The sequence below is a fragment of the Moorena sp. SIO3B2 genome, from assembly GCF_010692525.1.
GTDB classification, from domain to species: domain Bacteria; phylum Cyanobacteriota; class Cyanobacteriia; order Cyanobacteriales; family Coleofasciculaceae; genus Moorena; species Moorena producens.
Genome location: NZ_JAAHHE010000007.1, coordinates 98,352 through 115,266, shown reverse-complemented (window position 1 = coordinate 115,266; position 16,915 = coordinate 98,352). Strand labels below are relative to the sequence as shown.

Here is a 16,915-nt window from a genome sequence, read left to right as displayed (position 1 = left end):
TTTATCAAGATTTTGATCAACCCACGCGCTGACCACACGTGGGATGGTTGTGACGGCATATAAGCGCTCTTTGCTAAACCTATAGTCACTGCATACCAACCAGTTCAGCACCCAAGCTTGTGCCAATTGCCTCTAGACTCTCTATGGTTTTTAGGAGCATCTTGGCTAATAGCTACGGAACTGTTCCACAGCTTCGCTGTAACGAATTGGTAGGACATACTCTAAGTTTTCATGGGGACGAGCGATGATGTGGGTTGATACCACCTTACCTCCATTCACCCGGTTTGCTGATTCTATCCCAGCGGATACGGAAGCTTGCACTTCGGAAACATCTCCCCGCACAATCACGGTTACACGAGCGCTACCGATTTTTTCATAACCCACAAGGGTGACGCGAGCGGCTTTAACCATCGCATCAGCTGCTTCTACAACAGCTGGAAAGCCCTCAGTTTCAATCATTCCAACAGCAATTGGCATTTCGCTTTTCTCCTAGTGGATTAGTCAAATAATAGTGATGAACGCTCCCTAACTCACCTGGCAGTGTAGTTAGGGCAGTGTAGTTAGGGTTTCTGTGGCATTGCAGATAACTTAGGACTTACGAAGTTTAGTTGGTTTTGCCCCCCTGCCCCCCCAAGCGAGGGATTGTTCGCTTGGGGGGTAATGATGTCAAAGTCCCCCAGAATTGGGGGATTTATGGGGCACTTGCGTAAGTCCTGTAACTGCAATGTTGCCGGGTAAATCGGCCTTTTCGATACACCGTCAGAACGTGAGCCGACCAAGCCCATTGCAGGTAGCTAACTGACCTAGCTAACTGACCTAGCTAATTCACCTAGCTAAATCAGGTAGCTAAGTGTATTGGTCGTGCTTCTGTGCTTCCCTTGCTCCCCGCTTAATCCGCCTCATGGTTAGTTTGGGGGGGATTAAAGGGTGGAGGGGGGTGTGGGTTGGCCTGACCAAAAGTCATTGTTTCCCTGGCTTTTCGGCCAAGCTACGCTAACACCCCGGCTCAAACAAAGATAGTAGACGGGGAATGCCCCCAACATCTTTGTTTAAAGGACAACCAAAACTAAGCATAGAGAACCTTGGCGTATTTGACAATATAAAATATGATAATACTTCTTAATGAGAGACCTTAACAAAACTTAACATTCCGAGGGGGTCAGCTAGATTAGTTAACGAAAATTAACCGTTTTGGAGAATGGTTGCTTTTGTTTTATAATTTTTTTATAACTTTTAGATAAGTAATCCTCACTAAGCGCCAGAATTTGAGTGCGGTCACCGAGTTCCTGGGTTACGACACGGGGAACTGGGTCGCTCTAACCTGACTAAGGAGAGATGGGTGGATAGATGGCTTGTCAAGCCTGATTTGAGCTTTAATACATTAGCTTGATCAGTTGTCAAGCCCGAATTGACCTTTAATCAGTTAGCGTTATCGGTTCTATAAAGGTTACTTGTCATGATGTCAATAACCACGTTTTATGGTAATGATCAAAAAAATATTCTGGAAAAATCTGCCTGGATTATGTCCAAGATAACCCTTAACTGATAAAGTTATAAAAATACTAATGATTTAAGACAAATCACCACATTATTAGCTGTAAAGCGAGGAAAATCGTCACTTTAAAAATTCGTTTGGGCTAATTAGTCCCGATTTTTATTTAATTGATTCAATGAAATGATGAGGTCAAGGCGTGATGACTGAGTTCCTTACTCAGACTATTTGGGTAGTTCCTATTTACAGTTGGATTGGGGCATTTTTAACTATCCCCTGGGCAACAGGAATAGTGCGTCGTACAGGACCAAGACCAGCGGCTTACTTTAACCTGTTGATGACACTTTTCGCCTGCATTCATGGCTGGCTAATCTTCCAGGCTTCATTACAAGAAGCCGTGCAAGAGATACAGTTTCACTGGCTAATGGTTGCTGATATTGACATATCCTTTGTTCTGGAAGTCTCACCAGTGAGTACTGCAGCAATGGAGTTTATCACCAGCCTAAGTCTATTGGCTCAACTCTATGCTCTTGGATATATGGAGAAAGATTGGGGATTAGCTCGCTTCTTTGCCCTGATGGGATTTTTTGAAGGGGCATTGATTGGAATTGTCTTGAGTAATTCCTTATTCCTGACCTATGCTCTGTTGGAGATGCTCACGCTGTGTACTTTGTTAATTGTGGGTTTTTGGTATGCTCAGCCTTTAGCACTCAAAGCTGCCCGAGATGCTTTTTTAACCAAGCGTGTAGGAGATATCTTGCTGCTAATTGGGGTGGTGAGCTTAGCCACCTTTGCGGGAAGCTTAACCTTTTCAGACTTGTATACCTGGGCTTATTCAGCTAATCTACCGCCACTCGTAGGTAACTTACTGGGATTGGCTTTGATTGCTGGTCCAATTGGTAAATGTGCCCAATTCCCCTTGAATTTATGGTTGGATGAGGCGATGGAGGGACCGAATCCCGCCTCAGTACTTCGGAATTCCTTGGTGGTGACTTGTGGTACTTATGTGCTGATTAAACTGGTGCCGATTGTGACCATGATCTCACCGTTGACCTTATCAGTGTTAGTAGTTATTGGTACTATCACAGCACTAGGCACCTCAATGGTAGCGATCGCACAAATCGATATTAAGCGATCGCTTTCCCATTCCACCAGCGCTTACATTGGTTTAGTATTTATCGCGGTTGGAATGCAGCGCTCTGATATTGGTGTGATTTTACTGGTTGCCCATGCCTTTGCTAAAGCCCTGATGTTTATGAGCATCGGGGGGGTAATCTTGAACACCAATAACCAAAATCTAGCTGAAATGGGGGGCTTAGGGTCAAAAATGCCCGCTACTAGCACTGCCTTTGCCGTGGGTATCGTTGGTCTGATTGGACTTTTCCCCCTGGGTGGCTTTTGGGCAATGAGTGAAGGGATTAACGCCTTTTGGTTTGATGCCCCTCTTCTGGTCATACCCTTTCTCTTCGTTAACGCAGTTACTGCCTTAGGTTTAGTCCGGGTGTTTCGGCTCGTTTTCCTAGGGAAACCCCAAGCGAAGACCCGTCGAGCACCAGAAGTACCGTGGGCTATGGCATTACCAATGGTAGCGTTAACCATACTGACATTGCTGGTACCAGTGCTAATGCGTCCGATGGAATTGCTATCGGAATGGGAGTACCTCAATCCCCTAGCCGAGGTAACCTTGGTAATCTCTGGTGTCGTAGGTTGCACTGCAGGGGCTTTAATTTACCTACCCAGAACCTGGTCGCGGTCAATTCGGATGCCGTTGAAATTGTTCCAAGACCTATTCGCCTATGACTTTTACCTGGACGAACTGTATCGTTACACCATCGTGTTTGCTGTTCTCCTATTTTCCAACATTACAGCTTGGATCGATAGATATATCGTTGATGGGTTAGTCAATCTGGTTGGTTTAGGAACAGTATTTAGTGGTCAAGGCCTAAAATACAGCGTTTCCGGTAAATCACAGTTTTATGTACTGACTATCCTATTAGGAATCAGCTTATTGGCAATCTTCATCACTTGGCCCTTGAATCAGTGGTCTTTGAGTCAGTGGTCTTTGGAGCAGTGGTCATTGTTCATAGGTCATTAGTTAAAGGTTGAAGGTTAGCTGGTTGAAGGTTAGCTGGTTGAAGGTTAGCTGGTTGAAGGTTAGCTGGTTGAAAGTTAGCTGGTTGAAAGTTAGCTGGTTGAAAGTTAGCTGGTTGAAGGTTAGCTGGTTGAACGCGATCGCGTGGCCAATAGGCCAAAGTTAGCCCTTTGACTGTTGAAGCTTCAACCCCAAACAACCTTTAACCCTAAACAACCTTCAACCCTCAACCCCAAACAACCTTCAACCTTCAACCCCAAACAACCTTCAACCTTCAACCCCAAACAACCTTCAACCTTCAACCCCAAACAACCTTCAACCTTCAACCCCAAACAACCTGCAACCAAACAACCCCATGACAACAGTTAGTAAACAAATGATTAGGAGACTGGTCGATTTATGTTGAGTGCCTTGATTTTGGTACCAATACTGAGTGCCGCTATAGTGGGGTTTTGGCCCGGGAATGTCACTGCTAAAGCAGCTCGTCAAATTTCCTTGGTAGTTACTGGTGGTATTTTCCTCTGGTCAGTAATATTGATGACCATGTTTAACCCCGGTGACGTGAATCTACAATTTCAGGAAAATCTTCCTTGGATTCAGGGGATCGGTTTGACCTATAGTTTAGGGGTAGATGGTCTATCATTGCCCTTACTGATCCTAAATGGTCTGCTAACCGCAATTGCCCTGTACTGCACAGATTCCAACGTCATTCGCCCTAGGTTGTATTACGCTCTGATGCTCTTGCTGAATGGCGCTGTTGCCGGTGCCTTCCTAGCTCAGGATTTACTGCTGTTTTTTATCTTCTATGAGCTAGAACTCATTCCCCTATATTTGTTGATTGCCATTTGGGGGGGTAAGCGCAGAGGCTATGCTGCAACCAAGTTTCTCCTCTACACAGCCCTTTCCGGAGCCTTGGTTCTAGCGTCATTCCTCGGCTTAGTGTTTTTGAGTGGTTCCTCTAGCTTTAGCTACACCGAGACCAGGGAGCTGGCATCATTACTACCCGTTGCTCAGCAATTAATTCTCTTAGGAGCGGTTCTAATTGGCTTCGGGATTAAAATTCCCTTTGTGCCATTCCATACCTGGTTGCCAGATGCCCACGTGGAAGCATCAACCCCAGTTTCAATTCTATTAGCTGGTGTGCTCCTGAAATTAGGTACCTATGGTTTGTTGCGGTTTGGCTTAGGTTTGTTTCCGGAACCTTGGACAATTCTGGCACCTTGGTTGGGAATTTGGGCAGCAGTCAGTTCCCTTTACGGAGCTTTTAATGCCATTGTCCAGAAAGACATGAAAAAAATGGTGGCATATAGTTCTGTCGCTCACATGGCATACATTCTGTTAGCTGCTGCTGCTGCCACTGAGTTAGCGTTGGTATCCTCAGTTTTACAGATGATCAGTCACGGGTTAATATCAGCGCTACTGTTTTTATTAGTCGGTATCATTTATAAGAAAACTGGCTCACGGGATATCACTATCCTCAATGGTCTATTAAATCCAGAACGGGGTCTGCCAGTAGTTGGTAGTTTGATGGTGCTTGGTGTAATGGCTAGTGCTGGTATCCCTGGCATGGTGGGATTTATCTCTGAGTTTCTGGTCTACTGGGGTAGTCTCCAGGTATTGCCAATCCCAACTATCCTATGCATGCTCAGCACCGGTTTAACGGTTGTTTACTTTTTACAACTAGTTGGTGGAGCCTTCTTTGGTCGTCTCGCTACCCATTTAACTGATTTACCGACCGTTAAGTTCACAGAACAATTACCAGGGCTGGTTTTAGCGCTATTGATTGTGGTTCTGGGACTACAACCAGGATGGTTACTTAATTTAAGTGAACCGATCACAGCAACTTTGGTAACGACACCACCGAATGTAGCTGTGAAGGTATCAACTAATAGTTGAAGCTTAACAGGTTGTTCGCGTAGCTTGGCCGAAATGTAGAATGCGCGAATGTAGAATGCGCGAATGCGCGAATTTATAATTCTACATTCTGCATTCTACATTTTTACAGACAACCTTCAACAACCTTCAACCTTCAACCTTAAACCAAACAATCGTCAACATAATTATTATGTTATTGAGCCAAAAAAACAAACAAAATCATCCCCTAGAGGAGTATATCAAGCGACTACAAACTGGTAGTGCCCTCCTATCAGATTCTCCACAAAACCTTATGGAAGTAGTCGGGATACTTCACAGCTACGGCATTGTTTTAGATGCTTACTCCCGCAATCTTATCTACACTGCCGATCATCAATTTTTAGTGTTTTTTCCCTTCTTTAAATACTTTAATGGGGAGATTTCCTTATCAAAGCTTTTACGTCATTGGTGGCACGACCGAATTAACTTTGAGTACGCTGAATACTGTATGCGCTCGATGTTATGGCACGGTGGTGGAGGCTTAGATACTTATCTCGACACCGATGAATTTGAGCAACTATGTGCCAAAGCAATTCAGGCAAAGTTTAAGACCAATCCCCTGATGCTGGGAATGAACAAGCTATTTCCTGAATTCTTGCCCGAACAAGTGCGAATGCTTGCCTATTACAGTGGATTAGGGCAATTCTGGCGGGTGATGAGTGATATATTTATGTCCCTATCTCAGGGCTATGACCAAGGGGAAATTAAGTCGATTCCCCAAGTGGTAGACCATATTAAAGCAGGGTTAGTCGCAGCAGCAAACAAACCCATTACCTATGCCCCTAAGATTGGGGATAAAAGGTATGAGATTATTCCCGAATCGGTTGGTTTGACCTTCCTGTCTGATACAGGAATACCCTATGTAGAGGCAATTTTCTTCCGGGGAACACCCTTTCTGGGCACAGTATCTATGAATGCCCAAGCGTACCAGATTTCCCCAGATCAAACTCGATTTACCTATGGCGCGTTGTATGCTGACCCATTGCCTATTGGTGGTTCTGGAATTCCACCGACATTGCTGATGCAGGATATGAGGCATTATCTACCCAACTATCTCAGAGATTTTTATATGCGATCGCATCGGGGTGAAATTGACTTGCGGGTTAGAATTTGCCAAACCTTCCAGAAATCTATGTTTTGTGTAACTACAGCTGCGATTTTGGGGCTAGCCCCTCATCCCATGGATACCACGGATCCTGCTGAACTTGAGGAAAATCGAGCGTATTTGGAATACTGGATGGATCGATTTATCCCCTCCCGGTTGAGAGCAGCTAATGGTCAAATGACCAACGCCTAAAACTGCCCATTACCCTGAACTACGTGTTTAAGGGTAGTGAGAGTCTCCAGGCTAATCATGCCGCTATGATGTCCTTTTTGGTTAGACATACCTAGAAACACGGAGTCTCCTGGTTGCGGATTCCGTGAAAATCTTGGTGAAGAATTAATGTAAACCGATGCACTATCTACACCTAAGGCAAACTGACGGCTTTCCTGATAAGAATCTGTCACCAGGCAGTCAGCATGACCGCTGCTATATTGATTAATCCAAGCAATCCCTGACTCTATGCAATCTACCACTTTCAACGCAATAGTTTTGCTCAAATAGGCTTGACCCCACTCGGATTCTGCTGCTAAGGTCAATTGTTCAGGAAACTTAGCCACTAGATGGGCATCACCTCTGAGTTCAAAACCGTTTTCCTTGAGGTTGTTCAACAGGGTAACTAAGGCAGAGGTTTTTTGATTCTGGTTAATCAGAATTTTTTCAATAGCATTGACCGGATCCGGCTGACTGGCGTGGCTATCTAAAACCATATGCCTAAGCAGATCGACGTTACCATTAGCAGACCAGTAAAGGTAGCAGTTACCAATGGCCGATTGCAAAACTGGTGCAGTTGATTGCTGGATCACCTGCTTGAGCAGGGTTGGTCGTCCGTGGGGAATTACCAAATTCAGATATGGATTTTGAGTGACCAAATCCCGAATCGAAGCTCCCTGTCCAGAGGGGAATAGTTCCAGACATCCCGTTGGCAAACCGACCTCATCCAAAGCATTTTGCAACGCTTGAGCAATCACCTGGTTAGATTGACTGGCTTCGCTACTGCCTTTGAGAATCAGGGAGTTACCAGTTTTGAGACAAAAGCCTGCGGCAATTGCACCTAGTTCAGGGAATGCCTCATAAATTAGAGCAATCACTCCCAACGGCATTAGCTGACAGTAGGTCTGAGATTGGTCAGTTTGATAGGAAGCGTTCATCACCCGCCGGATTGGATCAGATAAATTTCCAATCCTTTCCAGGATCCCGATAGCCATCTGTAGCCTTTCTGGTGTTAGCTTCAGCCAGTCCAAAATTAGGTCTGGCACTGCCATGTCCCTACTGGTTTCCAGATCTAGGGTGTTAGCTTCCAAAATATCATCAAAGGAGTTTCCCATTGCTTGAGCCATGGCCTCGATGCCACGAGAGCGCTCTTCTCCCTTGGTGTTTGCCAATGCCCGAGAAGCATGGTGGACACTGGCCATTAAATCATGTAACTTCGAGGCCTTGCTCCCAGAGTCTGTGTTCATTGTTAGTTAACGCCGGTAAGCTAGCCAAACCATCATAGCCGGAAGTACTGCTAGCAGTACTGCCAGTAATGCCCATACTATGATACCTGGCCCTTTTTGGGAGTGAAGTGCCAAAGGCAACCAGACAATCAGCAGAACTAAGACAATACCCAACGCTACAGGTAAGTAGCTTTCCCCAAGACTACCATGGATTGTATTCCAACGATGTCCTGTCCAAAGCCAAGCTTTTTTATAGGGGTAGTGGGTGGATAGTTGCTCAATCACATAACCACTTTCGTCTACCACAAAAATTTGCTGACAGCGATTGCAGCCAAGGGCTTCGGTCAGTGTAATTGGCACTAAATGACCCCGACGCCGACAAGGGCAGGGATACTCAGAGTTTAAGTCAATCTTTTGACCTTTTTGAGATTGCACAAGCGTTATTAAAAACCAAAAGACATCTGGTTAGGTTTATCAAAAAACCTTGAATTGGTAGTGCTGCATGATTATTTAAATATTGGGACACTATAAAGCGTATGGTGTCCCCATCTATTATAATAAGCTTATTCTTTAAGGTTATTGATGGACACTGCCACGGTTTGCATCAAGTTGGATACTTGAGCTGAAGGCAGCATGCCCAAAGTTGTATTACTTCAGCTATGACAGGTTTATTGACTATCAGTAAGCGGGTAACGCGATTCGAACGCGCGACATTCACCTTGGCAAGGTGACGCTCTACCACTGAGCTATACCCGCACCTCAACTTATCTCTTTCTAGTATGTCAGATCAGCCAAAATTTGTCAACCCCTTTTACATAAGCTTTCAGATTCAAGAAAATTAGGAAAATCTCCCAAGATTAACTCATATGTTAGGAATCAGGGTCAGATTCTGAAGCAATTGTCCAATTTGTCGAGAATGGTAGAGTTTGTTGGCTTAAAGTTCCCTGTTCAGACTCTTCATAGCCTAATATTGACTCTTGACCCCGAAAACTCCGGATCAGGTTAGCCATTTCTATGGCATTCATGGCATATTCCCAACCTTTATTGCTCTTGATTCCCGCCCGTTCTAGAGCTTGCTGCATGGTATCTACAGTTAAAATACCAAAAATAACAGGTACCCCGGTTTGAAAACCAGCAGCAGCAATGCCCTTGGCTACTTCAGCAGACACATAATCAAAATGGGGAGTTTGACCCCGAATCACTGAGCCCAAGCAAATCACTGCATCATAACGACCGCTAAGAGCAGCTTGGCGAGCCATCAATGAAATTTCAAAGCTACCCGGTACCCAAATATAGTCAACTTGAGTACCTTGGGGATTGGGATCAATGCCATGGCGTTTTAAGCAATCTTTACACCCGTTTAAGAGTTTACCTGTCACTAGGTCATTAAACCGACCAATGATAATCGCAAACCTCAGGGAGGTAGATGATGTAAAATTTCCCTCGAAAACTGCCATGACTATCGTTCTAAAGGCTGATTACAGTAATAATTTAGGTCTAGCTCAGGGAAATTATAACCTAAACCACCAAAAAGTTGAGGGCACCGACTAGAAGGACGAGAAGCACCCAGACCCCTGAACCAAGCCAAAGTAAGCGTTTTGATTGCTCCCAGTTCTGAGGTGTGGCATAAGCTACTGGTACACCGACTACCAAGACAAATGACAATAGGACTAGGGCAGTGAGTAATAGTTGGAATATAATAGTCATTTTCTGTGCTGATACCTTGACGCTAAACTTTCCTAAAACTTGTTTAAAACAGGCTAATGCCTAGCTAAGCACTATAGATTTTACCAGATGGTTTTACCTTTTCTGCCAAAATTTGTTGCAATCAATGCCCTTTTAACTTTCCCATGCAGGTGATGAGTGTGGGGCGCGGGCGCGGGGCGGGGGCGCGGGGAGTGCCATAAAAGGGATTATAGGGATTAAAAGGTCAAAGTAGTGTAAACTATTAATAGCATCAATAAAGTCAATAGGGAAAAATGGAGAGATGGCCAGATGAAATTGATGTGTAGCCTTAATTTCCAGAATTGGTAGACTAATCACTATGGATCTGATTTTGTGTCATACCACCGTTGACTTTGATGCCCTAGGAGCAGCTGTAGGACTGACTCGCCTCAAGCCAGGAGCCAAAGCGGTACTAACTGGGGGGACTCATCCGGCTGTAAGAGATTTTTTGGCACTGCATCGGGATGAGTATGCCCTGATCGAGCGCCGCTCTGTACAATTGGCTCAGATTAATTCCGTAATTATTGTAGATACTCAAAAACGCGATCGCTTAGGCAAAGCAGCTGAGTGGTTAGACTTACCACAGTTAAAGGCTATTGAAATTTACGACCATCATCCCGTACCCCAAACTGATATCCCGGCTACCTATACACAGATTGAACCTGTGGGAGCAACCACCACCTTAATTGTTGAGCAACTACAGCAATCCCAAATCCAGTTAACTACTGCTGAAGCCACGGTGATGGCATTGGGAATCCATGTGGATACAGGTTCCCTGACCTTTGACCAGACAACACCAAGAGATGGGGCTGCTTTGACCTGGTTAATGGAGCAAGGAGCTAATCTGCGTCAGATAGCTCAGTATGTTGAGCCAGGGCTATCTCCTCAATTGGAAAAATTATTTAGGCAATCTCTAGACCTTTTGCAGCGACAAACCCACTTGGGTTACACCATTTCTTGGGTATTCCTAAACACTCCTGGGCATGTGCCTGGCTTATCCAGTTTGGCGTCACGCTTACTAGAAGTAACTGAAAGCGATGCCCTGCTTTTGGGGGCTGAGTATCAACGAAACCCCAAAGGAGAAACCTCACAACCGGCAGGTTTACCAGTTGTAAGGTTTCAGGTTGAAGGTTATTCACCGTTGCCGGTTGGCGGTTTAACGGTTGAAGGTTATGAAAATTATTATAACAAGCAAAATTCAAAAATACAACCTTCAAGCCAAAATAACCTTGAAACTCAAACCCAGACTAACTTTCAATCAAATCACCTACCCGACTCGAACCCCAAAGGCGAACAAGCTTGGCCAAAAGGCCACCCTACGCGAACACCCCAAACTAACCTTGGCCAAAAGGCCACGCTTCGCGAACAACCAAATAACCTTGGCCAAAAGGCCACGCTTCGCGAACAACCAAATAACCTTGGCCAAAAGGCCACGCTTCGCGAACAACCAAATAACCTTGGCCAAAAGGCCACGCTTCGCGAACAACCAAATAACCTTGGCCAAAAGGCCACGCTTCGCGAACAACCAAATAACCTTGGCCAAAAGGCCACGCTTCGCGAACAACCAAATAACCTTGGCCAAAAGGCCACGCTTCGCGAACAACCAACAACCGACACGAACCTACCCTACTCGAAGGCCAAGGGTGAACAACTGTCAACCTCAGTTACAAAGCTAACGATAATTGGGCGGACGCGAATTGAGGGAACGGATTTGAACCAGTTGTTGCAACCCTTAGGAGGGGGTGGACATTCCCAAGCCGCTGCGGTTACCTTACGAGACTGTGAGGCCCAGACAATCCTAGAGCAGCTGGTCAACCAACTAAAAGACCAAATTCCCCAACCTCTGACGGCTCGGGATTTAATGTCATCCCCCGTGCGCACCATTCGCCCCAATACCAAGATTAAGGAAGCCCAGAGAATTTTGTTGCGCTATGGTCATTCGGGGCTTTCAGTAGTAGATCAACAGGACCAGCTGGTAGGAATTATCTCCCGACGAGACCTGGATTTAGCCTTGCACCACGGTTTTGGCCATGCCCCAGTCAAGGGCTACATGACGAAGCATATTAAGACCATTACTCCAGAAACCTCGATGGCAGACATTCAGTCCTTGATGGTGACTTACGATATTGGGCGTTTACCCGTTCTAGAGGATGGGCAACTAATGGGGATAGTGACCCGCACTGATGTATTGCGGCAACTGTTTCAGGAAGAGTTGAATGTTAAGCAGTTGAAGGTTGACGGGTCAAACCTGAAACCGGCGAACCTTAAACCAGCTAACATCAAGCCTCTGTTGGCTTCGAGCCTGTGGGAACTTTTGACCATAGCTGCCGAAAAAGCTCAGGAGCGGGGTTGGCATCTGTACGTAGTTGGAGGAGCTGTCAGAGACTTGTTACTAGCGGATGGGAACAAGCCACTACTGCTAAATGATATAGACTTGGTCGTAGATGGCTTTCACCGCTCAGCGGATGCGATCGCAGGAGTCACCCTGGCCAAGGAACTCCGTAAAATTTACCGTAAGGTGCGCTTGGAAGTACACGGGTCTTTTCAAACCGCTGCCTTGCTATGGCATAATGACCCGAAATTTGGCTCCCTTTGTGTAGATATTGCCACTGCTCGTACCGAGTTCTATCCTTATCCCGCTGCTAATCCTCAAGTCGAAGCTAGTTCCATTCGTCAAGACCTTTACCGCCGAGACTTTACCATCAACGCCATGGCAGCAAGGCTGACAAAGGTTAATCCCCAAGCTCAATTGCCCCTGTTGGACTTCTTTGGGGGTATGTTAGATTTGCGATCGCAAAAAATTCGAGTCCTACACGCCAATAGCTTTATTGAAGACCCAACCCGAATCTATCGAGCGGTAAGGTTTGCGGTGCGATTGGGATTTGAAATTGAACCCCAAACCAGGGAATATATCCACTATGCCATTCAGAGTGGGGTATATGAGCGTACTAAAGCGGAAAACACCAAAGTCCCAGCACTCCAAACCCGACTCAAAGCAGAACTTAACTATATGTTGCAAGCCCCCTACTGGCAACCAGCATTGCAGTTATTGTCATCATTAGGAGCGTTGCGGTGTCTTCATCCTACCCTGACCCTAGATAAACCATTATGGTGGCGAGTGCGTTTGGTTGGGCGCTGGCTACAGAGATTTGACCCAAAGCAAACCTTAAGACACTGGCAGATGCGTTTGGAAGTATTGATTGCTGATCTAGCACCAGACGAACGGGTTAAGGTAGCCAAGAATTTACAGTTGCCCGTAGACAGTGTTGAGCGTCTTCAAAAACTTGAGGGATGGCAAGGGGATTTCCTAGAATCTCTACCAACATGCCAGCTAAACAGTCAAATCGTCCACATGTTGCGCGAGTATAAATTACCTACCTTAGTATTGATTGGGGTGTATAGTCCTAGAGCGATCCGACGTAAAATTTGGCAGTATCTCACCACTTGGAGGAATGTTAAAGCGCCACTGGATGGCAATGATCTCAGAAAGTTAGGCTATAAGCCAGGAGCACACTATCGGGAAATTCTGGATGCACTCTTAGAGGCAACCCTAGACAGGGTGATTCAGGATCAGGCTGATGCTAAAGCATTTCTAGCCATACACTATCCACCTCTTGAGAAAGAATAAGGTAAAAGGTATAAAGGCGTAAGCATTCAGCAATCAGCTATCAGCAATCAGCTGATGCGCTACGCCCACGCTAGGCGAACAGCTTTTGAATAAAACAGGTAAGGATTGGAATAATGCTGAGTTACCGGAAGCTGCGATGGGATTCATAGTCTTTGGCTGATGGGCAAATCCCCAGACTTCCAATTCTCATTAATCTCGAATTATTAAATTGTCCCGTTCGCCTAGCGTGGCCATAGGCCTGCATAGGTTTATTTTAAGCTGACGGCTGACAGCTGACGGCTGAATGCTTAGATAAAGGCAAACCGACAACAGAGAACTGATAATGCTAGAATTCATCCGGTCTGATCTATCCGCATTAACGGCCTACACACCTCATCCTGGGGGCGAGGAAGGGAAAACACCAGAATCAACGGTTCCCCTAGATCGCCTGGATACGAATGAATGCCCCTTTGACTTACCAGGAGAGTTAAAGGAAAAATTAGCTTGGAGCTATCAACAGCTGATTCAAGCTAATCGATATCCCGATGGCGGACAGGGGAAACTCAAAAATGCGATCGCAGAATACGTTAACGAATCTGCTGCCCTAGACGACCGAGTAACAGCAAACCAGATTTCCGTAGGCAACGGTTCCGATGAACTAATTCGTTCTATCTTAATTGCCACCTGCTTAGGAGGAGAAGGCTCGATCCTAATCGCTAATCCCACCTTCTCCATGTATTCGATACTGGCACAGACCTTAGGAATACCAGTAGTGAGTGTAGGGCGTCGGGAAGAAAACTTTGAAATCAAGATCGACGATGCCCAAGCAGCCATTGAACAGACCCTCACAGAAACCTCGACCCAACGAGCAGCAATACGAGTAGTATTTGTAGTTCATCCTAACTCTCCCACCGCCAACCCCTTGACTCCCCAGGAATTAGACTGGTTGCGTGGTCTACCAGAGAATATTTTAGTAGTTATTGATGAAGCCTACTTTGAATTCAGCCAAGCCTCAGTAGTCCAAGAATTAGCCGACCATCCCAACTGGGTAATATTGAGGACATTTTCCAAAGCATTTCGTTTAGCCACTCACCGTGTTGGTTATAGCATCGCTGACCCAGAACTAATTGCTGCTCTCGAAAAAATGCGCTTACCCTACAACTTACCCAGCTTTTCTCAAGCTGCTGCCATAGTCGCTCTCAATCACAGACAAACTCTGCTAGCATCAATTCCCCAGGTTATCGCCGAGCGAGATAAGTTACTAAAAGCCCTATCAGAACATCCAGCCTTACAGGTTTGGCCAAGTGCTGCCAACTTCATCTACCTGCGTCTACGACAATCCGGCAACGAGTCTACTAGCAAAGACCTGACTCAGGTAACTCAGGCCATGAAAGATCAAGGCACCCTAATACGTCATACTGGAGGAGGATTGCGGATCACTGTGGGCTCTCCTGAGGAGAATACTCGTACATTGCAACGATTACAAGCAGTTCTGGGCTGAAAAGCTATTCATAGTAAACTTTTGCCTTTTGCCTTTTGCCCTTGCGGGTAGCGCTATATCCTCAAGTGTTTGTCACCGAACTTAGAGTTTTAGCAATCTCTACCAGCTGAAACCCAGGAGGATAAACCCCCTCAGCTTTGATGCGCTGGATAGCAGCCGGTGGGATAGCCAAATTTAGCTTTCTAGCAACAGCTCTGACTATATCACCCCGGTCAATGACACCTGCCACAGTTTCTGCGGGAGAAAGTACGCTTACACGCTTAATGTTAAGCTCCTCTAAGCTGTTAATCACCTCCACCAAAGGTGTTTTCTCTTGCACTGTGGGAATTTCTGATAAAGGGCGCACTATAGTTTCCAAGGTCTCAGTGTCCCAACGACTACGCTCCACAAAATGTAAATCCTCAATTTTCACTAGCCCACGATAGCGTCCATTAGTTGCAGCGTAGTAGGGCATTGGGTTTTGCCTATCGGTTAAGATATACTCATCAGCAAAAGAACGTAAGGTCTGGTTGGCTTCCACCACCCGAAAGTCACGGGTCATGGCATTAGATGCCATCAGCTTAAGTAAGACTTCTTGCAAGGTGGTTAGCTGGTCATAGGCACTGGCATTGCGAAAAATAAACCAGCCAATCAGAGTTGGCCAAATGAATGCCAAGGTACCGGTCAGCAGAGTCATGCCTAATCCTAGGGATAGGGCTATCAGCCCAAACCCCTTACCCGTTCTGGCAGCCCAACGCACACCTGTAAACAGATCTCCAGTTAGTTTCCAGACTGCTGCTTTCAACACTTGTCCACCATCTAAAGGTAGACCAGGAATTAGGTTAAATAATGCCAAGACTAGGTTGATTCTCGCTATCTCATTGGCGATAGTATATGCCCAAGCCGAGGTGGGTAATGTCAGAGTTAGGACATAAAACAGACCAAAGAGGATGAAGCTCACTAATGGTCCTGCGATCGCTACTTGAAAGGCTTCTCCTGGAGTCTTCGATTCTCGGTCAATCGACGCAATCCCGCCAAATATAAATAGGGTAATCGAATTAACTTTGATACCCTGAGAGAGGGCAGCTAGACTGTGACCTAATTCATGTAAAAGTACAGAACTAAATAACAACAGTGCCATCGCCAATCCAGCTACCCAAGCTAAAATCGACCCTAGGCTAGAGTCGAACTCTCGCGCATTAATCATCGTTACCAGTAGCAAGATGAAAAACCACGATGGGTCTAGAAACAGTGGGATTCCGAATAGAGAGCCAACTCGCCAACCTGATAGCATCACATTTTCCTTATCTGAGACCTTCCATAGCTCTACATACCAGCATAAAGTAACTCCTATGTTCTGGGCTCATGGAACTGCCACAGGCATCCGCTCACTCAGACGAGTGTTTAGGTCTGCAAGTAGGTCATTGCCACTACGACGAGCTTGCCAAGGACCAGTGTTATACTGATCGATTATCCATTGCCCATTCATCAAGTCTTCTGACTCAGCCAAGGTACCAATGTACTGGATTGGAGTCGATGAGCTAGTGATGTATCGCTTAGTAAATTGGATGCGCCGTCCGATTACCTCTCCACTTAGCTGGGCTTCTCCTAAGTAACCGTCGTCCAAAATATTCCCAGTGATTGTATTCTTGCTTTGAACCAGAGTTGCTTCAAACCGGGTGGGTACTCCCCCTTGCCAGTAAGTTCCGAGCCAAGTGCCAGTTAAGTCTGCCATGAACACCAAATTTTAGTGAGGAGTTAACTAACCATTATAATATAATTTTGGTCTATATAGCAAATTTAGATAAGTAAGTGGTGAGATTAAGAAGAAACCGAAAGAGGAGGAAGACACCGGAACCAATCGCACCTTTATCTCTTGGTTAACACAAACACACTCTAGTGATTCCCCCGTCCAAATTCCCGATTCCCGATTCCCGATTCCCGATTCCCTAATATTTCATAATTGTCTGACCAATACACGATTACACTATCATTGCGCTTTTTGCTGGCACTTTGGCAAATAAAAGTAGCATAGTCTAGCAATAATAATTCATATTAGATGCC

General features: G+C 45.6%; 15 protein-coding genes and 1 tRNA gene. 6 read left to right on the top strand and 10 right to left on the bottom strand.

All coding sequences use genetic code 11. The annotated features are described in order from the left end of the window. Positions 1 to 165: 165 nt before the first annotated feature. Positions 166 to 477, bottom strand: coding sequence for a carbon dioxide-concentrating mechanism protein CcmK (locus F6K38_RS03210; protein ID WP_008185070.1), 312 nt, complete (start codon positions 475 to 477; stop codon positions 166 to 168). Between the two features lie 1,217 nt (positions 478 to 1,694). Between F6K38_RS03210 and F6K38_RS03205 the strand changes: the two genes are divergently transcribed. Beyond that, the gene (locus F6K38_RS03205) at positions 1,695 to 3,587 is read left to right on the top strand and encodes an NAD(P)H-quinone oxidoreductase subunit F (protein WP_287356058.1); all 1,893 of its coding nucleotides are present in this window, start codon (positions 1,695 to 1,697) and stop codon (positions 3,585 to 3,587) included. On the opposite strand, the gene F6K38_RS03200 is transcribed toward F6K38_RS03205, so the two are convergent. After that, on the bottom strand, positions 3,574 to 3,744 hold the full coding sequence (locus tag F6K38_RS03200; RefSeq protein ID WP_287356056.1) for a pentapeptide repeat-containing protein: 171 nt from the start codon (positions 3,742 to 3,744) through the stop codon (positions 3,574 to 3,576). The two genes, F6K38_RS03205 and F6K38_RS03200, sit on opposite strands and share 14 nt — an antisense overlap. Before the next feature lie 17 nt (positions 3,745 to 3,761). Between F6K38_RS03200 and F6K38_RS03195 the strand changes: the two genes are divergently transcribed. The 3 genes from F6K38_RS03195 (at position 3,762) to F6K38_RS03185 (ending at position 6,795) form a co-directional block, all read left to right on the top strand. Continuing rightward, positions 3,762 to 3,953, top strand: a complete 192-nt coding sequence (locus F6K38_RS03195) for a hypothetical protein (protein WP_271969070.1) — start codon at positions 3,762 to 3,764, stop codon at positions 3,951 to 3,953. Between the two features lie 30 nt (positions 3,954 to 3,983). Further along, positions 3,984 to 5,480, top strand: a complete 1,497-nt coding sequence (locus tag F6K38_RS03190) for an NADH-quinone oxidoreductase subunit M (RefSeq protein WP_287356054.1) — start codon at positions 3,984 to 3,986, stop codon at positions 5,478 to 5,480. A gap of 169 nt (positions 5,481 to 5,649) precedes the next feature. Further along, entirely contained in the window at positions 5,650 to 6,795 is a 1,146-nt protein-coding gene (locus tag F6K38_RS03185) for a CO2 hydration protein (protein WP_287247646.1), read from the top strand. Here the strand turns inward: F6K38_RS03185 and F6K38_RS03180 are convergent. The 5 genes from F6K38_RS03180 to psbZ all read right to left on the bottom strand — a co-directional run bounded on the left by F6K38_RS03180 (position 6,792) and on the right by psbZ (position 9,746). After that, a complete protein-coding gene (locus F6K38_RS03180; RefSeq protein WP_287247645.1) occupies positions 6,792 to 8,060 on the bottom strand; it encodes a glutamate-5-semialdehyde dehydrogenase in 1,269 nt (422 codons plus the stop codon). The genes F6K38_RS03185 and F6K38_RS03180 overlap by 4 nt on opposite strands. A 6-nt stretch (positions 8,061 to 8,066) precedes the next feature. After that, entirely contained in the window at positions 8,067 to 8,474 is a 408-nt protein-coding gene (locus F6K38_RS03175; protein ID WP_287247643.1) for a hypothetical protein, read from the bottom strand. 249 nt (positions 8,475 to 8,723) lie between these two features. Then, a tRNA-Gly gene (locus tag F6K38_RS03170) sits at positions 8,724 to 8,795 on the bottom strand. A 113-nt stretch (positions 8,796 to 8,908) separates the two neighbouring features. Continuing rightward, complete coding sequence (gene ribH, locus F6K38_RS03165) at positions 8,909 to 9,496, bottom strand: 6,7-dimethyl-8-ribityllumazine synthase (RefSeq protein WP_287247641.1); 588 nt, start codon at positions 9,494 to 9,496, stop codon at positions 8,909 to 8,911. Between the two features lie 61 nt (positions 9,497 to 9,557). After that, complete coding sequence (gene psbZ, locus F6K38_RS03160; protein ID WP_070394766.1) at positions 9,558 to 9,746, bottom strand: photosystem II reaction center protein PsbZ; 189 nt, start codon at positions 9,744 to 9,746, stop codon at positions 9,558 to 9,560. Positions 9,747 to 10,083: 337 nt separating this feature from the next. Between psbZ and F6K38_RS03155 the strand changes: the two genes are divergently transcribed. Continuing rightward, a complete protein-coding gene (locus F6K38_RS03155) occupies positions 10,084 to 13,392 on the top strand; it encodes a CBS domain-containing protein (RefSeq protein WP_287356052.1) in 3,309 nt (1,102 codons plus the stop codon). A gap of 322 nt (positions 13,393 to 13,714) precedes the next feature. Further along, the gene (locus tag F6K38_RS03150; protein WP_008188364.1) at positions 13,715 to 14,872 is read left to right on the top strand and encodes a histidinol-phosphate transaminase; all 1,158 of its coding nucleotides are present in this window, start codon (positions 13,715 to 13,717) and stop codon (positions 14,870 to 14,872) included. A 61-nt stretch (positions 14,873 to 14,933) separates the two neighbouring features. Here the strand turns inward: F6K38_RS03150 and F6K38_RS03145 are convergent, their stop codons facing one another. From F6K38_RS03145 to F6K38_RS03135, 3 genes are all read right to left on the bottom strand, one after another. Continuing rightward, complete coding sequence (locus F6K38_RS03145; RefSeq protein WP_287312053.1) at positions 14,934 to 16,145, bottom strand: site-2 protease family protein; 1,212 nt, start codon at positions 16,143 to 16,145, stop codon at positions 14,934 to 14,936. Between the two features lie 69 nt (positions 16,146 to 16,214). Continuing rightward, positions 16,215 to 16,586: a hypothetical protein gene (locus F6K38_RS03140; RefSeq protein WP_008188360.1), complete on the bottom strand. Its 372-nt coding sequence runs from the start codon at positions 16,584 to 16,586 to the stop codon at positions 16,215 to 16,217. Between the two features lie 161 nt (positions 16,587 to 16,747). Further along, positions 16,748 to 16,894, bottom strand: a complete 147-nt coding sequence (locus F6K38_RS03135; RefSeq protein WP_154659917.1) for a hypothetical protein — start codon at positions 16,892 to 16,894, stop codon at positions 16,748 to 16,750. Positions 16,895 to 16,915: the final 21 nt, after the last annotated feature.

Bases quoted from the DNA above. Each gene is read 5' to 3' on its own strand.
- ribH (WP_287247641.1), bottom strand. From the start codon at position 9,496: ATGGCAGTTTTCGAGGGAAATTTTACATCATCTACCTCCCTGAGGTTT.
- F6K38_RS03155 (WP_287356052.1), top strand. From the start codon at position 10,084: ATGGATCTGATTTTGTGTCATACCACCGTTGACTTTGATGCCCTAGGA.
- F6K38_RS03205 (WP_287356058.1), top strand. From the start codon at position 1,695: ATGACTGAGTTCCTTACTCAGACTATTTGGGTAGTTCCTATTTACAGT.
- psbZ (WP_070394766.1), bottom strand. From the start codon at position 9,746: ATGACTATTATATTCCAACTATTACTCACTGCCCTAGTCCTATTGTCA.
- F6K38_RS03180 (WP_287247645.1), bottom strand. From the start codon at position 8,060: ATGAACACAGACTCTGGGAGCAAGGCCTCGAAGTTACATGATTTAATG.
- F6K38_RS03150 (WP_008188364.1), top strand. From the start codon at position 13,715: ATGCTAGAATTCATCCGGTCTGATCTATCCGCATTAACGGCCTACACA.
- F6K38_RS03145 (WP_287312053.1), bottom strand. From the start codon at position 16,145: ATGCTATCAGGTTGGCGAGTTGGCTCTCTATTCGGAATCCCACTGTTT.
- F6K38_RS03140 (WP_008188360.1), bottom strand. From the start codon at position 16,586: ATGGCAGACTTAACTGGCACTTGGCTCGGAACTTACTGGCAAGGGGGA.
- F6K38_RS03185 (WP_287247646.1), top strand. From the start codon at position 5,650: ATGTTATTGAGCCAAAAAAACAAACAAAATCATCCCCTAGAGGAGTAT.
- F6K38_RS03190 (WP_287356054.1), top strand. From the start codon at position 3,984: ATGTTGAGTGCCTTGATTTTGGTACCAATACTGAGTGCCGCTATAGTG.
- F6K38_RS03210 (WP_008185070.1), bottom strand. From the start codon at position 477: ATGCCAATTGCTGTTGGAATGATTGAAACTGAGGGCTTTCCAGCTGTT.